We start from the raw sequence: 23,355 nt of genomic DNA on the forward strand, positions 1-23,355 counted from the left end.
AAAATGAATTATGCAATCCAACTCTGTCCCAAAATCAGCCGTAAAACTAAATATATCCATCTAACTTATTATATAACAAACAAATATATGAAATTATGGATGATTACGGATATACATATAAAATTTTTAGATAAATTTGTGTAACAATTATATAATATATGAAGGTACGCTCTAAGGATCAGAAAGGAGTTACAAAAACACCACAATTTAATGAAACTGAAAGTCTATCCTCTAGAAGGACTGTAGAAGAACACAGAGATGACGTCTATAATTCATTATATGACTACTTTCGAAATTATACGAAGTTTCAATTATCCTCACTTGACCAAATGCTAATTAGGGCTGCTTTTAAACTCGAAAAAGTACGTCGCCGTCAATTTCTTGTACAAGAGGGAGACCTCTGCAAATACATTTGTTATGTGAAATCTGGAGCTTTACGGATTTACTCCGTAAACGAACGTGGACAGGAAGCTGTTGTAGCATTTGCTCTGGAGGGGAATTGGATATCGGACTGGGAAAGTGTGGTAAAACAAACCCCAAGCCGGTACTATATTGATGCAGTCGAAGACTCCGAGATTATGCAGATATCACCTGTTGAACTGCATGCTTTAGAGGCACAGGTCCCCGCTATAAGTGAGTTTCTTCGTCTTGAGCAAAGATCAGTAGCGGTTACAACACAAAAAAGAATACATACTGCTATCAGTATGAATGCGGAAGAAAGGTACCGTGATCTGTTGGAGCATCATCCTAAATATTTTCAAAGATTCTCACAGAACATGATTGCTTCTTATCTAGGGATTACACCAGAGACTCTTAGCCGGTTAAGAAAGCGCTGAGCTGCCTTTGTATTGCTTATGTTAGTTATAATTGGTACTTTGCAAGCAATTATCTCCTGTTTATATTCTCAGACAGTCGGAAAAATTCTGTTATGATAAGGTGTGTACGATCTTCAAATCTAAAAATCAGCCAAATTATCTTTCAGTCCATCAATTATTACATTTTTTGATAAAAGTCAAGAAACAGCAATTTACTGCCAACTATCTTTGCAATAAATAAAATCAAAAATAATGAAAACAGTATTAATTACAGGAGCAAATAAAGGTATTGGCTTGGAATCAGCACGTCAGTTGTTGAAGAAAGGATTTTATGTTTTTCTAGGGAGCCGTAATGTGAACAACGGTCTGAAAGCTGTAGAACAGCTAAAATTAGAAGGACTAACTAACGTTGAGGCTATTCAAATTGACGTCACTAATGAGGAGTCCATCAAGGTTGCGCACATGGAAATCGGAAGAAAAGTTGGTGTTTTAGATGTGTTGATCAACAACGCAGGAATCAGCGGAATTGATATTAACAGTGAAGGACATATGGTTCCTCAGACTGCCATCGATACTGATATCGCAGTTTACCAAAAGGTTTACAATACCAATGTTTACGGCCCGGCAAGAGTGATCAAAGCGTTTATTGATCTTTTAAAAAAATCGCCAGAACCACGAATTGTAAATCTTAGCTCAAGTCAAGGTTCTCTTACTTTACACAGTGATCCTAATTATCTCTACTACAATGTAAAAGGAGTAGTATACCTTTCTTCAAAAGCTGCATTGAATATGTATACGATTAACCTTGCTTATGAGCTGCGGGATACGAACTTCAAGGTTAATGCCGTCAGCCCAGGTTTTACGGCGACAGATTTTACAGGTAAGAACGGTGGATCAGTTGAAGTGGCCGCAGAACGCATTGTTAAATTTGCGCTGATTGGTAAAGATGGTCCAACTGGAAAATTTTTCTGTGAAGAGACGAACCCGGATGGAACAGGTGAAATTCCATGGTAAAAAGTAAAGTAAGATGCTGATACAATTGGTCAGCATCTTACTTTTATAACAAGGAATATTTGAAATAAATGAATTCAGCAGAGTATTTAAAGGAATATTTATGTTTGAAGATAATAAAGATTTAGTTTTCAGTGTGGTTAGCCTTAAAGGGTGCGCAAAATAGATACACCTTGTGCTCCAATCTGAGTAAAATGAATACAGGTCAGCTTTTTTTTCCTTCCTTTCAGTCGGCTATTTTCTCTTTCACAGTAAAAATTATTTTAGTAAAAAGTAAAACACTGACTGTTAGGCATTTAAATGATAATACTTTAATAATTTAGAACTATAAAATATTTGTATTTATTTATCACAAAGTAACGGCAAGATGTGTCTTTGTACGTACAAACTTTTCAAGTTGTACTACAAAGACGATCTTGCCTTTTTTGCAAAAAAGGGGTAAAAAACTGCGGAACTTGTTTTTTATTTTATCAAAATTTTGGATAAGATTCTAGATTCAGCCTAATCTTTCTTTTTTAATCTCCAATTTTTCCAGCGTAATCCACGCTGTTCGTTTTTAAGCCAAACGCTTTGACTACTATTGTTTTAGTAGATTTTATCGCTCAATTTTGTCTCAGAAATTTTAATCAAAAAAAATCAATGAGCAAGTTCATTTATTTACTGTTTCTGTTGTTCACTATTTCAATCGAGGGACAGGTGGGCATTAATACCCAAACTCCTGAAACGACTTTTGAAGTTGTTGGAAAACCAAATGACATCAATCACTATGACGGTATTATTCCCCCAAGAATAACGGGGGATCAACTTGCTAATAAAACTTATTCAATATTGCAGAAAGGAGCCATTGTTTACGTGACTCAACCTGCATCAAATCTTTTGGGGCAAGTCATTCATATCGTGGAAGAAGGCTACTACTATTTCAATGGACAGTATTGGAATCAGATTTTTAGGGAGCCTAATTATTACGATGCGCTCATCATATTGGACGAAACACTTTCGGCAAATACTATTTATGAACAAACCTCGTGGAACACATATCTTCCTTTTCCTACAAATCCTAGGCAGCATACATTATCCACTAAAATATATAGATTAGGAACATCGGGTCTTGGAATAACCGGGCAAATTGATGCGAGGCGAATAGGAACAATTGGCTATTTGGATGTTAGTATAATTTGTTCAACACCCATCACTTCAAACTACGTCATACTGAATCTTTCAAAACCATTACGGGATTTAGGTTTTATGTCGGATGGCAGTGTGGGTTCACTGAACAATATTTTAGTAAGTGGAAACTCAAACGGAATCAATTCAGGTGTAGAGCAGGGCATTATTTCATTAACAAACGTTGATTTCAATCTGTTTCTTTGGAAAAATCAAATCGAAAAATTCAACGGTACTATAAAGGGCATGACCACTTTTCCAATTAATTATTTGAATGTAATTGAATGATAGATAAGAGGGATTTTAAGAAGGAAAATTGCATTAAAATAAGGATTTCCATAATCCAAAAAGAAAAGTGGAAAAAAGTTTGTTCAGAAAAACAAATTTCTTTAACAAGTCTAATTATTAATTCTGTGGAAAACAGAATGATGGATGACGAGAGAAGAAAAGTATTAGCGTTCATTGAAAAACAAGATAATATTTTCGGAAAAATTGAGACCAACATCAATCAATTTGCAAAAATAGCAAATGCTCAGAAGTTTATCAGCGAAAATGAGCTCAGAAATTTTTCTGATAAGTTATCGGAAATCGTAATTCTAAAAAAAGAACAGAACGAAATTTTTGTGAAAATCTATGCACTCATAGCAAATGATCATTAAGATTTTAGGCTCTTCAGGATCAGATTTTCACGGAGTGAGGTACAATGATAAAAAAGTAGAAAAAGGGACAGGGGAATTAATGCTCATGAAGAATTTTCCATCTTTCATTGAGGAGAGTAGTAAACAAGAAGAGGTGAGAAATTACCTGAAATCAATATCAAACAATGATAGGGTTAAAAAACCACAATTCCATGCAGTAATTTCTACTAAGTTTCAGGAACACAGCAAAGAAGAACTTGCAAAGGTTGCGGAAAATTTCATGGATGATATGGGATATGCAGAACAACCATTCATTGTTATTTATCATAATGATACGGATAATAATCACGTTCACATTGTTTCTACCAGAGTTGATAAGCAGACAGGAAAAAAGATTAATGATAGTTATGAAAGGCTTAAAGCACAGCAATCTTTAAGCAACACATTAGAAAAATTATATAGAATAAAACCTGAAGATGAACTTACAAAACTTCTTAATTACAAAACAAGTTCTCTCGATCAACTTGAAACTTTATTAGGAAGAAATGGTTTAAAGTTGATAAGAAATAAACAAAATGATAACGCTTTGGATATTCTTAAAAATGGGCTAAAACAAAAGACCATTTTCGGAGATCAACTCGTTTTCCAGCATTATAAAAATGACAGCAGATCCAGACAGATTAAAGCAATCCTGAGCAAATACAAAGAACTGTATTCCAACAAGGTTTTCCAAGTAGAAGATAGCAGGCAAAAAGATTCAATGCTCCCCAAAGAGAAAGTTTTAGAGAATGAAAATGATTCAAAAATAAAAATCGCTTTTGAAAGCGAACTCCAGAAAAAGCTGAAAGATGTCTTCGGGATAGATATCGTGTTTCATCATAAAGAGGGCAAGAAACCTTTTGGTTACACTGCGATAGACCATAAAACACAAAAAGTATATAAAGGAAGTGACATACTGAAAATGAATGAAGTATTTGAATTCACTTCTGATAAGATTGATAAAAAGACTTTTGAAATATTGAAGGATTATAATAATCCGAATCAGGAATCAAAAAAAATATTGCTGGAATTCTTAAATAAAAAATATCAGGGAACAGAGCTTAAGGATTTTATGCTATTTGAAAATAGGGGAAAGAAGGATTTGGAAACTTATCGAAAAGTGCAGTTTGAAATAAAGGATTTTATTAAAGATAAAAAAAATATAACTGATGAAAAAAATATATCAATAACGAAAGGCGAGGACGGAAAATTATATGCAGTTCACTCCAGATACCATTATATTGGAGAGCTTCAATTATTAATTGGAGAAAAGGCTTATCAAAAATTTCTAGATCCGATTCAATCAAATGAAATCCGAATTGAAAATAAAGAAAAATCTGCACTGGGTAAAGCGGTAAATGAAATGCTGTTTGAGTTAATGCAGAGTTCGGGAAATGCAAAAGACCCGGCTGAAAATGAACTCAAAAAGCGACGAAAAAAGAAAAGCCGATAAGCCGCAGTTTGGCTTCTAATAAACTTTAAAAAAAAAGAAAAACAATGATCATCACTTTTGCCACGCAAAAAGGAGGAACAGGGAAAACGACACTTGCCATAGCTTTTGCCAATTATATCTCCACTGTTTCAAAAAGGAAACTCAGTGTTTTTGATTTTGATTTTCAAAAATCCTTCTATCACAAATGGAAAGAAGATGAGCTCTTGGAAATTCCAAAATTGTACGATGTAGAAACTATTGGCGAAGAAGATGATCAACTTTTTTCGGATTTTGAGACCATCATTAATTTGAAAGAAAGCGATGAGATTATTCTGTTTGATCTCGCAGGGACATTAGATGCCAAATACAGCGATTTATTGATATATAGTGATTTTATCATAATCCCTTTTGAGTATTCCGATGTATCGGCAAAATCAACTTTGGTCTTTGTTAATTTCTTAGGACTTCTGGAAAGTCAGGCAGAGAGAATTTTTATCCGTTCCAAGTACGATAAAGGGTTTAAATATTTAAATCAGAATGGTATGGATAATGAACTGAAAAAATATGGAATGCTTCTCGCCAATCCGGTTTTCAAAAGAAACTGTTTACAAACGATAGACACCAGAAAACTCTCGTATGAACAGAAATATGCCGTGCAAAACTCATTCAATGAATTGATAATATACATAAGTGAAACAATGAATATTGACATTTAAGAAAAATGTAAAATACAGTCCACTGAATTCTCATCCTTATAAAATCAATAAAAATGATAAAAATCTCACTTTGCATTTTGACTGTTTATCTGATATATTATGTAGGTAACATTATGTATGATCTCTTTATAAAAAAAGAAAAAGAAAACTATAAAGTAGAAATGGAGGAATTTTCTTTGTCTGAAATTTCCGAACAGTACGAAGACCTTACTAAAAATGTTGGGATTGAAGAGGTGGAAAACATCAACACTCCAAAGTCATTCAGTAAAAATCAAATCTATTCTGAAATCAATGAAGGAATGGGAGAAATACAGAATTTGGAGTACTTGAGGGAACGATTTGAGTCTGAACAAGATCTAGACGAATTTGAAAATCTATTAAAGAACAATCCTGTACAAAATGAAAACGAACCTTTTTATGAGAAAGCTAATTCAACCGAAGTATATATTGATCAAAAAGAAATACGATCAGCTGAGAACGGAAAGAAGAACCCTGAGGAAGTATATCATCAACAACCAATTACGGTAGATGCAGCTCAGGAAAATAATAGAATAAAAGAGTGGAAATCGATGCTGAATCTTTCCGAAACTCTGGTTCAGATGGTAGCTAATAATGATGGACATAAAATCTATCAATCTATCATGTAGGTAATCAACTAATATAATTTCTAACAGTTTGATTATAAGAATTAACAATGGATTTTAATTCGTTGTCTGGGGCTTCTATGCCCAAAATCTAACATCCATTTTATTACTAAACTTTTATAAAATTTTGAATTATGATGAAGAATTTTTTTGCAAAAAAAATGACCGTAAAAAAAGTAATGACTGTAGCCTTAGTCATCATGGCACTAACCCCAGCGTTTGCCCAAGGTGGAGCAACAGCAATCTCAAATGCAGCTAGCGAAATTAGAGATTATTGGGATCCTGTTAAACTGATTTTAAAAGCAGTTGGAGGATTGGTAGGATTCATTGGAGGTCTGCGAGTGTATAACAAGTGGACGAATGGTGACCAGGATGTCAACAAAGAAATCCTTGGTTATGGAGGAGCAATGATCTTCTTGATCGTAGTTCCGGAATTCGTAACAGCATTCTTCGCTTAATATGGGATTCTACCTTTATAAGGGGCTGAAAAAGCCCCTTGTATTCTTCGGACTCAAAGGGAAATACATCTTTTACGCAGTCGGTGTCATCGTAGGTGGAGTCATTTCAGCATTGGTACTCTCGAAGTTCGGTCTCTTAGGCTCTTTACTTGGTCTTGCAGTCACCGCAGGCGGAGTTTATCTCATCTTCAGAAGACAGGACAAATATGGTTTGTATGACAAAACCAAAAACTTCGATCACATCTTAATTTTTCCAAAAAGGTTAGACAGTAATAAACTTTTAAAGAATGGCAACAACAAAAAAACAAGCCTTTAGCATTCCATTTATCGGCTATGATTATGGAAAGGATTTCAATTGGGATTTTGATGTTCTTTTCGGACAATACGGGAATCCGATTATTGGGATTAAGATAAAAAATATTGTCGAACAATATTCGGCAGATCCTGACAGCTATCTCAATTTCCACACGGTTTTAAATCAGGTTGTATCGATTATTGGAGAAGGAAGAATAGTGCAGAAGCTTGATATCTTTTCCAAGAAGAAATATGCAGCAGAGCAATCCAATCAATTTTTACAACAAAAATATTCGGAACATTTTGACGGCAGGCTTTTCAAAACCATTGAAACGGTTCTTTTCTTTACAGATATCATCGATGATAAGCTGAAAAAGAAAATGAAGCATTATCATTTTTCGGATAAAAGCTACAAAGAATTAAGGGATAAGTGCCAGAAAGTATTGATGCTTTTGAAACAGAACAATTGTGAACCTGAGTTTTTATTTGAGAAAGATTTTGAGTACTACATTTCGGGAGTTTTGTCGATGCAGTTTACCGAATCTCCAACTTTTGATAATATAAAAAGTACCAACGAATTTTTGCAAATAGGAAAAAGGTTTGTAAAAAACATCTCTTATGTGGATGTAGAAAACATTGATCTGCCTTCAGAAATTGAGCCTTACTCTGTTCTCGGCGGTAACGGTGCGGCAGCTGAGACAGCAGTGGATAATTTTAGTTTTATCAATGAACTGGAAGATTATGAGACCATTGTCTACAATCAAATCATTACTATTCCGCTGCAGGCACAACAGCAAAGGGAGCTCGACAAAAAGAAGAAAAAGCACGAAGGAGCAGCTAATAATTCTCCTTCCAATGCGATCATAGCAGATGAAATTCAGACACTGCTTCATAATATTGCCATTGATGGACAGCTCGTTGTGAATGCACATTTTTCAATTTTATTTTCCTCAGAAACATTGGAGAAAATGGAAAATATTCAGTCAATGATTGAAAATAAACTGTTCACAAAAGGAATCATCGTTTCCCAAAATGCCTACAACCAATTGGAACTCTGGCGATCAGCAATTCCGGGAAATGGCACCGAACTCAGAGAATACGATTTATTTATGACGACAAGCGAAGCGGCCTTGTGTTTTTTTTTTAAAGAAAGTTACCCGGTCAATGAAGAATCCAATTTCTACTTGAGATTTACAGATAGACAAGGTGTTCCGATAAAAGTTGATACATCAGATCAACCGATGAAAACAGGACGGATCAATAACAGAAACAAGTTTGTTATAGGATCCAGTGGTTCAGGCAAGAGTTTCTTAATGAATAATATTACAGAACAAGACCTTACTTATAATTATGACGTGATTATTGTTGATACAGGAGATTCTTATTCTGGACTTTGTAAATATAAAGGAGGAAGATACATTCAATACACCGAAGAAAAACCGATTACTATGAATCCTTTTTTGATGGACAAGAAAGAATTCAATATCGAAAAAATAGAATTTTTAACCAACCTAATCTTTCTGATTTGGCAAGGTCCTGATTCTTCAATGTCATCAGCACAAAAATCCATTTTAGATAATGTGTTGATATCCTATTACCATCAATATTTCAACTCGGGAACACCGTGGTATGAAAATAAAACTGCTGAAGAACTCATTCTCTATCTGAGTAAATATAACATTCACGAAGAAGACTTATTCAGAGAATATGAGAATGAAGGCAAAGGGCAGAATACTTATTATGACATTTTGGGAATTACTTTCGATGCCAGTTCCGATGAAATAAAAGAAGCAGGAAGAAAATTGTTGAAATTCTATCATCCCGATAAGAATATCAACAACCCGGAATATGAAAGCGAAAATTTCTATAAGGTGTATGAAGCGTATGACACGCTGAACGATGAAGAAAGAAGGAAAATATACAATGAGACGCAGTTGATTTTAATTAAGTCGAATGACATTATCAAGCAGCCCCTATTAGCTGAAGAACGGAATGAATCGTTTAGGAAAGCCATTATCCGGAAAATAAAAGAACTGGAAGAAAAGCTAATCGTAACAGAGCTTTCCTTCAATGGACTCTATGATTATTGTGATCAGTTTCTTCCTATTTATCTGAATAATAAGAAACACCATATCATAGAGAAAGAATTCAATTTGCGGACATTTTTGTTTGTACTGAAAGATTTTTACAAAGGCGGAAGGTATGGCACTACGTTAAATGAAAGTGCAGATAATACACTTTTTTATGAAAGTTTTATTGTTTTTGAAATTGATAATGTAAAAGATAATCCTAAACTATTTCCTATCGTAACGCTCATTATTATGGACACCTTCATCCAGAAAATGAGGTTAAGAAAAGATAGGAGAAAAGCTTTGATCATCGAAGAAGCATGGAAGGCTATTGCCAGTAAACTGATGGGAAGCTATATCGTTTATTTATATAAAACAGTAAGAAAATTTTGGGGAGAAGTAATAGTTGTAACTCAAGAACTTGACGATATAATAGGAAATGCGGTGGTGAAAGATTCCATTATCAATAATTCTGATACTTTCATTTTGCTTGACCAGACCAAATTCAAAGACAACTTTGACAAGATAGCATCATTGCTTTCTCTCAATAAAGTGGAGCAAAACAAGATTTTTACAATTAACAATCTCAACAACAAATTCGGGAGAAGCCGATTCAAAGAATTCTATTTGAAACGAGGTTCAAAAGGAGAGGTCTATGGAAATGAGGTTTCATTGGAGCAATATTTAACCTATACCACAGAAAAACCTGAAAAATCAGCAGTTGAATATTATGTGCACCATTTCGGAAACTATGATGAAGCATTGCGCAAAATAGTTAGTGATTTGAAGATCTTTGAAGACAGCCTAGAAAACCTTGTGTCACTCGTGAATTTGTACCAAAATCCTTTGGATCAAAAAATCAATTCTTTTTACAGAATGATGAAAAAAGAACACAAAGGGAAGAATGTTTTCAAAATCATCTCACAGGAATTAGAAGACCGAAATATCAGTTTTTCAGAATTAATCAATAAACAACAATATGAAAAAGTATAGCATTTTATTTTTAAGTTTTGGAAGTTTCCTTTATTCGCAAAACACCTATATAGACCCAACGGTAACGGCAGCAATGATTCTCTATTCTGAAAATTTAAAAGCCAAACAGAATGAAATGATTGAGGAAACTTCAAAGTTAAAAGATGCACAAACCTGGGTCGGAACCCAAATGGTTGCAGCCAATGACATTCAGAATAAAATTTTAAAAGGTCTGAAAGAAGTTTCGGGAACATTACAAAACGGAATTCAAGCACAGGAAATCTACTCAGAACTCAATAAATGTTACAATTATTCATCGCAGGTTGTACAACTAGCATCAGAACATCCTGAATATGCCATTTTTGGAGTAAAAGCATCCCAAAAAACCTACGAGCAAAGTCTAAAGATCGTTACTGATGTTTCTGATATTCTCGCATCCGGAGAACTCAATTTGGCTACTGCAGGAGACCGATACAAAATCCTTCATAATATTTCCGGTAATGTCAAAAATCTGAAGCTTTGGCTTTTGGCGATAAAATTACGACTGGAAAAAGCAAACCGATTAGGATTCTGGAATTCCATTAATCCATTTGCAGGATATATCAATACCGACAAAGGTATTGTTAAAAACATAATGAACAGGTACAAACGGAATTTTTAAATTTTTCTATTATGAGAAAAAGAATTCTTCTAAGCCTATTTATTCCGACCGCTTACTTCGTATTGATATCTTCCGGTGGTGGTTCTACCCCTGCATGGCAAAAGGAAAATGTATCATTTCCGATGATGGATATAGAGATCAGTGCCACTATGAAAGAACACGACAGGCAAAAGGAAATGAGGCAAAAACAAATTGCCAACGCTACCGTAGAAACAGCCAACAGAACCCAATGGAACCAATTCAAAGATAAGGTATCCAAAATCCAGGACAGATTGAGGATAGTTTCATTTGCCATTCAAGCCATACCAACAGGTATAGCAATGAGCAGGGAAATAACGAAAATAACAAATAATCAATCTGCCATTATCAATGAAATAAGTGATGCTCCCTATTCAATTATTGCGGTATTGCCTTCCCAAGTTAAGTTTGTTGATGATCTTCAAATGGTAACAAGACTCGTAATGGGTATCGTGATTTCTTACGGAGCCATCAATCAAATGGAAAAATCAGAACGTAAAGTATTATTGGACTATGCTTTAGGCGAACTAAAGGCAATAAGCAGGAATTCCACGCATATGCTTTTGAAGATAAGGGATATTAAAGCCAAAGTAAAACGCAATAAAAGAGCCTTTCAATATTATGTCAATAGAGATAAGCAAGTAGTTGAAAGCATAATGGATAACATTAAATCTTTCTAAAATGAAAAAAATATTTTTTTCCGGAGTTTTATTCTTCTCTGTTGCATCTGTAAAAAGCCAGCAAATAGTTATCAATGATAAACTCCTTTCGCAAATCACCGTAAACCACGGTGTTCGATTAGGAAGTGAGCAAACTTTTTTGGATTCCTATGAAAAGCAAAAAGAATTGTATGATGACATCAATAATAAAATCACGCAGATCATTGCTATTCAGGAGTATATCTATCAACAACTGAAAAATGTAAGTTCGACGCTTACCCAAAGTAAAAAACTTATCTACCTCTATCAATATCTCGGTAAAATAGTAACGAACTCCAATAAAATGCTGGATCTATCAGCACAGCATCCTGAATATTCCGTCTTGATATCAAAATACTACATAGAAACAGGCAAGCAAACAATGAAGCTTCAGCAGGAAGTTACTCAGGATATTCTCAGTGAAGACAAAGATTTTCTGATGGATGCGATGGATAGAGAAATGCTGATTGAAAAGATTTTTACAAGGGTAAGAAATATCAATGGGAATATTTTATACATCAATCTCCGATTAGAGAATGCCAAGAAGATCCCTTATCTGTATCAGGTTCCTGTTCTCCGCAATTACATCAATATAGACAAAGCTATTGTTGGCGACATCATCACTAAATACCATTACCTCTTTAATTAAAAAAATATGGAAAATCTACTAAAAAAAATCAGCCTGTTACAGTTCCTTATGATTGCAGGCAGTGTGTTTGGACAAGTCAGTGTTAAGAGATTAAATGACCCTTCCATTGTTGCTCAACATAAAAGAATGGTCTTTCAAGATTGGGGAGATTGGAGACCTTACCCAAAATATTTTTTAGGCATTCAAACCAATTTTGCCTATGCCACGGTTTGGGGAATGTGGGCTCCGAAAATTAACAGGGATTATAAAGATGGGGAAGACATTCGACCATTAATACCGACAGGAGTTCAAAATCAAAGATTCGCTCAATTAAAATTTCAGGAGGAAGAAGCAAAAAAAATAAAGGCAGCTTCAGATACCATTCATAAAAGAAGCGTTCAGGATTTTGCCCATTGGACGTCCGCTACTGTCGATGCCGATCCTCTTTGGTTATTGTATTACAAACGAATGCTAAAACCTATTACTGAATTTCCTGATACCCCTCAAAACTTTATCGAATGGCGGCTGAAAGACCAGCAAACTTTTGAAACACTCAGTAATACAGGTACTATAGCACGGCTTCAGGAAGAATTGGATCTCATCAAAGAAAAGTACACAATGTCCAGGTCTATGGATATGCCAAGAGGCAAACGATTCTTGATGTATCACGAAACCCTTATTAAATGGAGAAAATTTGTGCGAGAGTTAAGGGATTACAATAACAAGACAACACTTCTTACAGATTACAAAAATATTTTAAAGAACCATTCAAATTATGCCTTGCCACCTGCGTGGATACCGGCATCAGACCGGCAAATTGTTCAAAGTATGATGAACCACTACAAACACAAATATTAATAATGAATAAAACAACCTTATTATTTTGCCTTTTGACAATGTTACTGCCAATTATTGGCTTTGCTCAAACAGATGGCGATTATAGCAATTTACTCCAATTTTTAAAAGGTGACGGTGCTTTTGAGAAATGGTTTATGGAAGTTTTCACAAAACTGGACAACAGTGTGCAGGATAGCGCCGCCGGTTCAGCTTTGGTAGGAAAAGCAATAGGCGGTTTAGGCGCTCTGATGTACCTCGGATATATGGGTTGGCAAATGGCGGCCGGAGACAGGGAGTGGGAAATCACACCGATGCTGAAACCAATTCTTATCGGATTTACCCTTGTTTACTGGAGTGGATTTGTCAGTATGATTCAAGCGCCATTTGAGGCCATTGCCGAACCCGGAATCTCAATTTTCAGCGAGATAGAATCAGAAGTTAACGACTTAAGGGTCGAGAGATTCAAAAAGCAGCAGCAATTACTCGATGCTGTCATCAAATTAAAGGCGGAAGAAGATGCCAAACAGGAAGTCATTGAGAATACCACTGAAGATGCGGATGATTCGTGGTATGACATCAGCGAAGGATTGGATAAACTCATTCAGCCCATCAAGGAATGGTCAATACGAATGGAGTTCCAAATGCAAAAATTAGTCGCAGAACTCATTGAATTTTGTTGTCTTTCCATTCTTAGGATTTGTGTATATCTCATTTTCTTCATTCAAAAAATATGGTCTTACATTTTAATTATTTTGGGACCGATAGCTGTCGGAATGGCATTGATTCCAGGATTTGAAAATTCATTATACAGTTGGGTCTCAAAATTCATCAACATTAATCTTTACACTTTTGTTGCCTACACGATCATCAACATCGGTCAGCAATTGATCGCTTCTGGTTATACAATGGAGATCGAAAGGTATGATACCTTATTATCCAATGGAACCATTACTAACTTAGACGCTTTAATGGTCTATGTGAGTAATTCGGGAATGATCTATAACCAGCTCTTTACCTGTGTTGCCTATGTTGTAACAGGCATCGGGGTTTTAATGACTCCAACTATTGCCGACAGTATTGTTTCAGCAGGAGGAGCCGGAGCAATGACGAAAATGAAAAGTGCCGCAGGAAAAATGGCAAGTAGTGCTAAAACAGCAATATTGGCTGCCAAAACAGGAGGTGCTTCAGTAGCAGCAAGTGCAGCAGCAGGTTCCGCTTCGGGAAGGGTTAAGGAAGCTATGAAAAACGGAAAATAATCTCAAAAAACACCACAAATGCTTATTAAAAACATAGAACAAAGAATTAAAATCAACAAGATTATTTCAATCTCAACCATTGCTTTTGCTGTTTTCATTGTCATTGCAGGGTTTTTCTTTGCTTACAGAATGATCGAGGATTCCAGAAAATCCATTTACATTTTAGACAATGGTGTTCCGGTACTTGCCAAACAAACGGACGTACTACTGAACCGACCTGTTGAGTACAAAGCTCAAATTGAATTATTCCACCGATTGTTTTTCACACTCGCTCCGGACGACACCTACATCAAGGATAATATTCAAAAGTCATTGTATCTCATTGACGACAGCGGGAAAAAAGAATATACCAACTTAAAGGAAAAAGGATTTTACAATCAGATCATTGCCTCCAGTTCGATGGTCAGTATCCATACCGATTCGATTACACTTAGTATGGAACAAAAGAAATTCTCTTTTTTCGGGAAGCAGATGATCACCAGAAAATCTTCTGTCATTACGAGGAAGCTCATCACCGAAGGTTTCTTTGAAGACATCATCAGAAGTCCCAATAATCCTCACGGTGTGATTCTTAAAAACTGGAGGATCATCAATAACGAAGAACTTTCCAATCAAAATAAAAACTCTTACTAAAATGAATACGACATTAAAACAAAAGGGTCAGAAATGGCTACAGTGGGCAGTTCAAAATCCAAAGAAATTCTTCACGTATTCAATGATTCTACTGTCGGTTTCATTTATTGGGTCTCTCATTCAAGGTGTCTTTTTCCCTTCCGAAATGGCTTTCAAAATAAGGCCTCCTGTTCTCTATTCAAAAAGTAAGATGAGTCAAAATCCATCCCTAAATAATGATAAAGAGATGGAGAAGATTGTGAACGAACTGAAAACTTTAAAAGTAAAAAGAGACCAAAACGCTCTTGAAAAAGAAGACAGCTTACGAATTGACTACTTGTTTAACCAATACCAAAAACTAAAAAATGGACATTAAAAAAATAAATTTTAAAGAAAAAAAATATGTTTTGCCGCTTTTGGCTCTGCCATTTCTTTTTCTTTTCGGCTACGTAGGCGCGCAGTTTGTCAAAGAGGACACTTCTGAAAAAGACAAGCCAAAAGAATTGTCAATATCACTCGGAGATACGCAGGATTCAATTATGACCAAAAATGATGCGTATGATGCTTTTTTCAAAAAAGAGGATAACAGAACGATGCTTGGTGGATTAGACAAAGAAGAGGATAGTTTGCTAAACTATGATGACCAATTGTCACTGGATCAAAAAAGAAAAATCGACTCCTTAAAAGCAGAAAACGGCAGGCAAAACAGATATCAGGCGAAAGGAAATCAATCATCGTATTACAGACCAAATCAAACCCAAAGGGATGATAAGGATTACAACAGGTCTTCGGAAATCATCAAAATGCTGAATGGCAAATCTTATGAGAAGTCCGAAAATGATTATGCTTCAGAAAATCCGAAAACCAATACTCAAACCGCCCAACCGGATCCTGTAAAATATTTGAAAGAACAAATGTTGGTAATGGATTCTTTAGAAAAATCTCGTGATCCCGAGTATCAGAGCAAATTGGCAGCAGAGCAAAGACTGAAATCAAATAAGGATAAGATGGAAGATTTTCTCAACTCAACTTTCAATGTCAGTAAATCCGAAATAAACAGCGGTTTCAATGCTTTCTATAAAGAGAAAGAAAACAGCTTTATAAAAGCAGTCATTGACGAAAACAACAAAGGATTTTTAGGAAGCAGGATCAGATTTCGATTGCTGGAAGACATCTTTGTCGGAAACAAAAAGATTTGTAAAGGCTCGATACTTTATGGTCAAATCTCAGGATTTTCGATGCAACGGGTCAATCTCAACGTTATATCGGTCTTTACCAAAGGAGAAATCTATCCTGTCAATCTTTCGATTTATGATGTTGATGGGATGAAGGGATTGTATGTTCCACAAAGTGTTTTCAGAGATATGATGAGGGAAATGGGAAGCAACTCGGTTCAAGGCACCCAGATGGATATGGGCGGAAAAGGATTTTTCTCAAGCATTGGAACCAGCCTGTTTACATCAACATCCAAATCTATTGCGAACCTGATCAAAGAGAACAAAGCAAAATTGAAGTACAATTCTTATGTCTTTTTAATCGACGAAAAACAATTGAAAGATGCAAAAAACCAACAAAAAAAATAATACAATGAAACTTACCTTATATACCTTTTTACTTTTCGCAGCAAACTTACTTACTGCCCAAACAGCAACCAAGGAACAGATTATTTCCGACTTACCAGAAATTGAAATTACCGAAGGCATCAACCTGCATATTATTTCGCCAGAGCCTATTCAATACGTTGACTTATCTACGGAAAAACTTACGGGAGATTTACCCGCTACCAATATTGCCAGGATAAAAATTACAGACAATCCGGATTCTGACGAGAAAGGAAAAATCAAAAGACCATCCGTTTTATTTAATGGAGATAAAATCGGAGTAATAACCGTTGTTGCTCAATCTTTCATCGCTCAATACAAAGTTGTTTACAGAAACCTGGACAACCTAAATACGATTACCAATATCCATATTCAACCCGAAGCGATGCAGCCAATAGAGTTTGATAAAATGACATTTTCAAATCTTGAATTAAGAAAATTTGCAATGGATATTATTCAGAAAAAATCGGAGAAAAATCCGATAAGGGAAGAGAAAAACCTACAACTCAGCTTTCAACTCAACAATGTCTATGTCATAAGTGATTACATTTTTTTGGATATGACCATCAAAAATAATTCTAATCTAAGCTACGATATTGAGGATTTGAAATTTTCCTTAGAAGACAAAAAAATCCATAAAGCAACCAACAATCAAAGTGTAGATCTTACTCCCATTTTGCAACTGAATCCTCAAAAGCACTTCAGGAAAAATTTCAGAAACATTTATGTGTTCAAAAAATTTACCTATCCAAACTCTAAAGTGATGATGATTCGCCTCATTGAAGAACAACTTTCGGGACGTACTATAGAAATGAAGGTCAACTATTCTGAAATTCTTAAAGCGGACACCTTTTAAAAATTAATGCAATGGAAAATTTTTCAATTATACTGTGCTTCGCACTCTTACTATTAATATTTACCTACCATTCTATTTTGATAATCATTTTTTCTAAAAAACGAAAAGCACTCATAAATGACTATGAAAAGCTATTACACCTTAAAGGTTGGTATGAGAAAATATCTGAAGAAGCAAGTCGCTCATACATTCTTGAGAGCGTCGAAAAAAGAGGACACGAAGTAATTAATCAGTTGAATCTGCTGAATGCCAAACTTGTCAAAATACAGGAACATCATAAAAATTTGCATGAACGGCAACAGAAGCTACATGATAGTTTACTAGAAGAACACAAATTACTGAATCAATATTTCGAAAATTATTCTTAATGCAAGAGCAACAACATCAAATCAAGATCTATGGCTTTCTACAAAAAGCAGTGTATGCTGTAGTTGCATTAGATTGTGCTTCGCTTTTTTACCTTAATGCTAATGTTCAGGTAGTATCAAACTTATTGAAAAATTTTTCAAAACTGAGTTTTATTTACCCACCTATCAATGCCAAATTTGCAACCTTGATTTTGATAGGGTTAGTTGCGATTGGAACAAAAGCCAAGAAAAAGAAAGACCTAAATATTGCTAAAGAAATTGTCGTTCCTATGGTCTTGGGATTGTTGATGATTTTCTCGTCGTTGATTTGGCAAAATGATGCAGGAAATGAAAAACTTCCAAAAGTATTTCCCGGCTTCAATCTCTACCAGGTAATTTATGCTGTTCTTTCTTTTTCAGGAGCCGTTATTCTTCAAATGGGTGCAGACAGTATTTCAAAACTGATGCAGCAGAAAATGGGAAAAGACCGATGGAATGTAGAGGAAGAATCGTTCGACCAAAATCAAGAATTGGTAACATCGGATATGACCATCAATATTCCATATTTGTTTCGTTATAAAAATAAGAGCAATAAAGGTTGGATGAATATCAATCCTTTTCGAGGAACGATGGTCATTGGAACGCCAGGTTCTGGGAAGTCGTTTGGTGTCATAAATCCTGCTATAAGACAAATGATTGCAAAAGGTTTCTGTCTCTGTATCTACGATTTTAAATTCCCCGACTTATCACAGATTGCATATTACCATTATTTGTTGAAAAAAAGTAAGGAATCTGACTATGATTACAATTTCCACGTCATCAACCTAAATGAAGTTGAAAAATCAAAACGAGTAAATCCGTTTCATAAAAAGTACATCCAAACTTTGGCCGAAGCTCAGGAAATGGCCGAATCAATGGTGTCCTCTTTACAAAAAGGAGGTTCGAGTTCAGTAGGAGGCTCTGAAGCTTTCTTTACTCAATCTGCCATCAATTTTCTTTCGTCCTGCATTTATTTTTTTGCAACATTCGAAAATGGAAAATATTCTGATCTGCCTCATATTCTTTCCTTTATGAACCGAAGCTACAAAGAAATTTTCGATACACTTTTTACCAATGAAGAAATTTTCTCTTTGCTTTCACCCTTCAAGACGGCTTATGACAACAAAGCTTTTGACCAATTGGAAGGACAAATCGGAACCTTGAAAATTTTCCTTTCCCGATTGGCAACAAAAGAGAGTTTCTGGGTGTTTTCCGGAGATGAAGTAGAATTGAAGATTACCGATCGTGAAAATCCCTCCATTATCATACTAGCATCAGACCCGGGAACACAGGACATTAATTCAGCATTGTATTCCTCGGTGTTAAACAGGACTTTAAGATTGATCAATTCCAAACATAATTTACCGGGAGGAATTATCGCAGACGAATTTCCGACGATTTATATTCATAAAATTGATAACGTCGTAGCTACTGCAAGAAGCAATAAAGTTGCTGTAATGCTTGGACTTCAGGAAATTCCGCAGCTCAGACAGTTTTACAAAAAAGAAGTTGCTGATACGATTTCTGCCATTGTCGGGAATATTCTATCCGGTTCTGCCAGAGACAAAAATACACTGGATTGGTTGGAAAAACTTTTCGGAAAAATTAAACAAAAGTCATACTCACAATCTATTTCACAGCAAGGAACGACCACCAGTATCAATGAAAAGATGGATAATATGATTCCGGCAGGTAAAATAGCAGGCTTGAAAACAGGAGAAATGGTAGGAATAATCGCACGGGGAGAAGAAAACGCTGCTGAGCAATATAAAACATCTGCAATTAGGGGTAAAATTAATTTGGATATGAAAGCCATTCAGGAAGAAGAAAAAAACTATGTTAAAATGCCATCTTATTACTCTTTTGTGGATAAAAAAGGGGTCAACCGCAAAGAAGAAGTGCTGATGACCAACTTTAGAAAGATCAACAAAGAAGTGGAACTCATTGTGAATGAAAATATAAAAGCTGCATAAAATGAAAAAACTAAAATACACATTTACGTTGATGGCGCTGTTTTACAGTTGCTTATCATCTGCGCAATTTAATACGATTACAGCAACGGTACCGAAAAAATCTGAAAATCTAAAAGTATCAGATAAATCTGATATCGAAGAACCGGTACAACAAAAGAAGGCTAAGAAATCTTGGAAGCAAGTTCTAAATATCACCACAAAATCAGATTTAAAAAATGAAACTAAAGGTTCGACGAAGTGGTTAACGAGTCAAATAGATTCATTGAAAACACTGCTTAAAGATTATAGCAGTGTGAAAAATGCACGGAAAAATGAGTTTGAAAAACTGAAAGATTCTTTGATGCTGCAAGCACTGAATAGAGTAGAAGAGGCACAGCAATCATCAAAAAAACAAAACTTTTCTACAACGTATGATTTCGTAGATGAACCGGCGGCATCTTTTTCAAAAATCGTAATGCCACTTAAAAACAAAATAACAGTTACATCTTCCTACGGAATAAGAACTCATCCTATTTTCGGAAGAAAAAAAACACACAACGGTATCGATCTAAAAGCAAGCTTTGAAAATGTGTATTCCGTTTTGGACGGAATTGTTACTGCAACAGGTTGGGATTCTAAAGGCGGTGGAAATTTTATAAAAGTAAAACATTTTGACCGTTTCGAAACCTCTTACCTACATCTCTCAGAAATATATTATCGGTCAGGAGAACAAGTAAAAGCAGGCTTTATCATTGGGAAAAGTGGAAACTCAGGAAACTCTACAGGTCCACATCTGCATTTTTCGGTGAAAGAATTTGGACAGAGCATCAATCCTTCTCATTTCTTAAATGACCTCATAAAAGTAAACAATTTAATAGCAAACCATTATGAACACTAATACTTTACCAACAGACGAACTAAAAAAATACGGAATTATCAATGAAGATCTGTCATTCTCTAAAAAACTGAATGCAGATGATATTCAGAAATTTCTGAAGGGATACACCATTGTTGCAGACCACGACGAAAACAGGGCTACTTTTCAGCTTACAGATAATAACACCCAATTGAAAGTTATCTTTTTAGAAAGAGACAAAAGTATTTCTGAAATTCTTGTAAACAGTAAAAATAATATTCAATATACTGATGTCAAGAATGTTTCTAAATCTGCAAATGAACTGAGTTTCGAAAAAAAAGCCTTCATTTTTGACAAAGAAACCGAAAAAGTTGTTGAGTTTGACTTCATCAAAAACGCTACGGAGCTTACTGCCATCATTGCTGATAAAAAGGATACAGAAGAACTAAATCGATATAAAAATGAATTGCTGAAACTGAAAAGTTATCTTTTGGACAAGATAGACCAGTATCCTGAAATATCCAAGGAGATAACGAATGATCTCAGCATCGTGTCCAGAGAGATCAATTCCGTGAACAGCATATCTAAGAACCAAAAACAAATTTCCAAAGCAGATAATTCCGACATTCAACTGAATGTGAACGACCCGGATGTGTATCAGGATGCCAATCAAAGAAGAGACGATGACCAGGAGCATGACGAAGAAGTGGAGAAATCAAGAAAGTTTAGAAGGTAAATAAAATGGAAATTAATCTGACCTGGTTTGATAAAAATATAGTTCCGAGAACGAAGGCTTATAAAAATTTTGTGAAGGAAATTGAAAATACTTCACCTGAACAGTTTTTTCGGGACGGAGAGAGGCTGTTTACCGATAAAGAGAAAAAGTTTATGTCCATTCACCAATCTAAGGGAAGAGAAGTTATCATAGGCTCAAATTTTACATTGAAAACAATTTTCAAATCAAATCAGGGTTTCCCTATTGAGGATAAATTTAATACTACCGCTGAATTAATAAGATTTATTGAAAAGCAGCAACTAGCCAATAAACAGTTGATTTTGCAAAATAACAGGGAGTCTACTGAAATTACTATAAGTAATGAGTCAATAAAGCAGAAATTTCTTTCTGATCTCTGGGCTCAGGAATTGGAGAAAAAAACTGATTTAAGTTCCGGTTTGACCTATACTCAAATTGATGAAAAGCAAGCTCATCATTATCGAAATTATGAAGTAGAAGCCGCAAAGTTATCATTAGAAGTGGTCAATCAAATTGAAAAGACTGATCTGGAAGAAAATGCAGACTTTTTTTCAGATGAAGGCTTTAAAGAAAATTTAATCCCTGCATCTGACCTTCCGGATGGCAGGGTATGGCGCGGCTACGATGATGGGAGCGGATCTCTGAAAAGCCCAGATGGTCACAGTTACTACAGCTATGATCTGCAAACGCAGGAATATAGATTACCGTATGGCGGCAAAGAATGGACAGGTATGAGAGATTTTTATAATGAACCACAAACTTTGCACGACTTTAAAATATATGCGGAAGGAGACCTAAAGGAAAAAGCAGTCAAAAATAATCTTTATCCGAAACTTTCCGAAGAGGAAAAAAATGATATTCTCAATTACAGGATCTATATGAAAGAAAACGAATTCATACTGGAGAACTTGCAGATCACAGCGAACCAAAGAAAAGCTTATTCAGAAAAAATGGAATTCGGAACAACAGATGGAGATTATTCTCTTACACAAATGGACACAATCCCAAATGTTATTGATGGTCATACGTTGTCAAAAAATGACAAATACGAATTGGCTTTCGGCCTATTGGAAATACCGGAATATGGGGAATCCTACGAATTATTGGATAGCGGTGAAATTTTAAAAATCTATCTGGAAGAAGATAGTTTACCAAAAAATCGAATATTAACAATCAACGAAATAAAATTTAACAATCAAAACCCAAACATTATGGAAAACAACAAAGAATTTGATCAGGTACAATACCTAAAAGACCAAATGAAATACCTCGGTTTCGGAGAGGGTGAAAAACTTCACAAAGATATTGAAGAAGGAATTAAATCTGCCAAACAAGATTTTGAAATTAAAACCACGTCCGACAAAACCTTGCCTGAAAACAAAGTAGATTTTACATTGAAATTTAATAAATCGGAAAACGGAGGCGTTTTTCTCAATTCTTATAATGCAACTCTTGAAAATGAAAAAGATGAAAGCATCTCTCATAATTTTTATGTAAACAAGGAAAATACATTTACAGCAAAGGAAGCCGTCAATCTTCTGGAAGGTCGCACTGTGAAAATAGAGTTCACCAATCCAAAAACAGAAAAATTAGAACCTGCCTTTGTAAAGCTCAATTTCGAAGAACCGAAAACTGAAAAAGGAAATTATAATTTCCAGAATTTTTACAAAAATTACGGCGTTGATACTGCCCAGATCATCGAAAAATCCAAACTGATCTTCGATAAGCCTGAATGGAAGGAAAGTACCATAAAATCTTTGGAAAAAGGAAATATCGTCAAGGTAAAATTTGAATTGGACGATAAAGTGGTAGAAGGCAAAGCGGTGCTGAATCCGCAATACAAAAATCTGAATCTGTATGATTCCGATATGAACAGAATCAACACCAATAAAACTTTGGAAGGCTTGGAACAGGATAACAAGCACGAAAAAAACAATGTGAAGGAACAAAGCATTAAACGATAGATAAGACTTACAACCCATCATTTA

At 35.1% G+C, this 23,355-nt stretch carries 24 protein-coding genes; all 24 read left to right on the plus strand.

The features are described from left to right. Positions 1-158 precede the first annotated feature (158 nt). The 24 genes from AB671_RS01120 to AB671_RS01235 all read left to right on the plus strand — a co-directional run bounded on the left by AB671_RS01120 (position 159) and on the right by AB671_RS01235 (position 23,331). Entirely contained in the window at positions 159-836 is a 678-nt protein-coding gene (locus AB671_RS01120) for a Crp/Fnr family transcriptional regulator (RefSeq protein WP_082987199.1), read from the plus strand. Positions 837-1,067: 231 nt separating this feature from the next. Beyond that, positions 1,068-1,829 (plus strand): SDR family oxidoreductase, encoded by a 762-nt coding sequence (locus tag AB671_RS01125; protein WP_066680614.1) that lies wholly within the window; start codon positions 1,068-1,070, stop codon positions 1,827-1,829. Positions 1,830-2,465: 636 nt separating this feature from the next. Beyond that, positions 2,466-3,278, plus strand: coding sequence for a hypothetical protein (locus AB671_RS01130; protein WP_066680617.1), 813 nt, complete (start codon positions 2,466-2,468; stop codon positions 3,276-3,278). Beyond that, the gene (locus AB671_RS01135; RefSeq protein ID WP_066680619.1) at positions 3,275-3,649 is read left to right on the plus strand and encodes a hypothetical protein; all 375 of its coding nucleotides are present in this window, start codon (positions 3,275-3,277) and stop codon (positions 3,647-3,649) included. Before AB671_RS01130 ends, AB671_RS01135 begins: the two co-directional genes overlap by 4 nt. Then, positions 3,639-5,120, plus strand: coding sequence for a relaxase/mobilization nuclease domain-containing protein (locus tag AB671_RS01140; RefSeq protein ID WP_066680621.1), 1,482 nt, complete (start codon positions 3,639-3,641; stop codon positions 5,118-5,120). The genes AB671_RS01135 and AB671_RS01140 overlap by 11 nt, the downstream gene beginning before the upstream one ends. 44 nt (positions 5,121-5,164) lie before the next feature. Then, positions 5,165-5,815 carry a ParA family protein gene (locus AB671_RS01145; protein WP_066680623.1) on the plus strand — a complete coding sequence of 217 codons (651 nt, stop codon included), beginning with the start codon at positions 5,165-5,167 and terminating at the stop codon, positions 5,813-5,815. Between the two features lie 53 nt (positions 5,816-5,868). Further along, the gene (locus AB671_RS01150; RefSeq protein ID WP_157444100.1) at positions 5,869-6,462 is read left to right on the plus strand and encodes a hypothetical protein; all 594 of its coding nucleotides are present in this window, start codon (positions 5,869-5,871) and stop codon (positions 6,460-6,462) included. 134 nt (positions 6,463-6,596) lie between these two features. Next, the gene (locus AB671_RS01155; RefSeq protein ID WP_410492642.1) at positions 6,597-6,917 is read left to right on the plus strand and encodes a DUF4134 domain-containing protein; all 321 of its coding nucleotides are present in this window, start codon (positions 6,597-6,599) and stop codon (positions 6,915-6,917) included. A 1-nt stretch (position 6,918) separates the two neighbouring features. Then, the gene (locus tag AB671_RS01160) at positions 6,919-7,233 is read left to right on the plus strand and encodes a DUF4133 domain-containing protein (protein ID WP_066680635.1); all 315 of its coding nucleotides are present in this window, start codon (positions 6,919-6,921) and stop codon (positions 7,231-7,233) included. Beyond that, positions 7,205-10,273, plus strand: a complete 3,069-nt coding sequence (locus AB671_RS01165) for a DnaJ domain-containing protein (RefSeq protein ID WP_066680636.1) — start codon at positions 7,205-7,207, stop codon at positions 10,271-10,273. Before AB671_RS01160 ends, AB671_RS01165 begins: the two co-directional genes overlap by 29 nt. Continuing rightward, entirely contained in the window at positions 10,260-10,913 is a 654-nt protein-coding gene (locus tag AB671_RS01170; protein WP_066680637.1) for a hypothetical protein, read from the plus strand. The genes AB671_RS01165 and AB671_RS01170 overlap by 14 nt, the downstream gene beginning before the upstream one ends. An 11-nt stretch (positions 10,914-10,924) precedes the next feature. Next, the gene (locus AB671_RS01175; RefSeq protein ID WP_066680638.1) at positions 10,925-11,611 is read left to right on the plus strand and encodes a hypothetical protein; all 687 of its coding nucleotides are present in this window, start codon (positions 10,925-10,927) and stop codon (positions 11,609-11,611) included. A gap of 1 nt (position 11,612) precedes the next feature. Beyond that, complete coding sequence (locus AB671_RS01180; protein ID WP_066680640.1) at positions 11,613-12,278, plus strand: hypothetical protein; 666 nt, start codon at positions 11,613-11,615, stop codon at positions 12,276-12,278. A gap of 48 nt (positions 12,279-12,326) precedes the next feature. Further along, entirely contained in the window at positions 12,327-13,115 is a 789-nt protein-coding gene (locus tag AB671_RS01185; protein ID WP_228390985.1) for a hypothetical protein, read from the plus strand. 2 nt (positions 13,116-13,117) lie between these two features. Then, positions 13,118-14,350 carry a hypothetical protein gene (locus tag AB671_RS01190; protein ID WP_066680644.1) on the plus strand — a complete coding sequence of 411 codons (1,233 nt, stop codon included), beginning with the start codon at positions 13,118-13,120 and terminating at the stop codon, positions 14,348-14,350. 18 nt (positions 14,351-14,368) lie between these two features. Further along, a complete protein-coding gene (traK, locus tag AB671_RS01195) occupies positions 14,369-14,983 on the plus strand; it encodes a conjugative transposon protein TraK (protein ID WP_066680646.1) in 615 nt (204 codons plus the stop codon). A gap of 1 nt (position 14,984) precedes the next feature. Next, positions 14,985-15,338: a hypothetical protein gene (locus AB671_RS01200; protein WP_066680647.1), complete on the plus strand. Its 354-nt coding sequence runs from the start codon at positions 14,985-14,987 to the stop codon at positions 15,336-15,338. Then, positions 15,334-16,545 (plus strand): conjugative transposon protein TraM, encoded by a 1,212-nt coding sequence (gene traM, locus AB671_RS01205; RefSeq protein WP_066680698.1) that lies wholly within the window; start codon positions 15,334-15,336, stop codon positions 16,543-16,545. Before AB671_RS01200 ends, traM begins: the two co-directional genes overlap by 5 nt. Positions 16,546-16,549: 4 nt before the next feature. Continuing rightward, positions 16,550-17,419, plus strand: a complete 870-nt coding sequence (locus AB671_RS01210; RefSeq protein WP_082987203.1) for a DUF4138 domain-containing protein — start codon at positions 16,550-16,552, stop codon at positions 17,417-17,419. Between the two features lie 11 nt (positions 17,420-17,430). After that, positions 17,431-17,787, plus strand: a complete 357-nt coding sequence (locus tag AB671_RS01215) for a hypothetical protein (RefSeq protein WP_066680650.1) — start codon at positions 17,431-17,433, stop codon at positions 17,785-17,787. Further along, the gene (locus AB671_RS01220) at positions 17,787-19,778 is read left to right on the plus strand and encodes a type IV secretion system DNA-binding domain-containing protein (protein ID WP_066680651.1); all 1,992 of its coding nucleotides are present in this window, start codon (positions 17,787-17,789) and stop codon (positions 19,776-19,778) included. The genes AB671_RS01215 and AB671_RS01220 overlap by 1 nt, the downstream gene beginning before the upstream one ends. A gap of 1 nt (position 19,779) precedes the next feature. After that, complete coding sequence (locus tag AB671_RS01225) at positions 19,780-20,655, plus strand: M23 family metallopeptidase (RefSeq protein WP_066680652.1); 876 nt, start codon at positions 19,780-19,782, stop codon at positions 20,653-20,655. Continuing rightward, a complete protein-coding gene (locus tag AB671_RS01230) occupies positions 20,645-21,349 on the plus strand; it encodes a hypothetical protein (protein WP_066680654.1) in 705 nt (234 codons plus the stop codon). Before AB671_RS01225 ends, AB671_RS01230 begins: the two co-directional genes overlap by 11 nt. Positions 21,350-21,354: 5 nt before the next feature. Beyond that, positions 21,355-23,331 (plus strand): hypothetical protein, encoded by a 1,977-nt coding sequence (locus AB671_RS01235; RefSeq protein ID WP_066680655.1) that lies wholly within the window; start codon positions 21,355-21,357, stop codon positions 23,329-23,331. The last annotated feature ends 24 nt before the right edge of the window (positions 23,332-23,355 follow it).

Origin of the sequence: Chryseobacterium sp. BGARF1 (assembly GCF_001677955.1) — a bacterium.
In the GTDB taxonomy this organism is placed as follows: domain Bacteria; phylum Bacteroidota; class Bacteroidia; order Flavobacteriales; family Weeksellaceae; genus Chryseobacterium.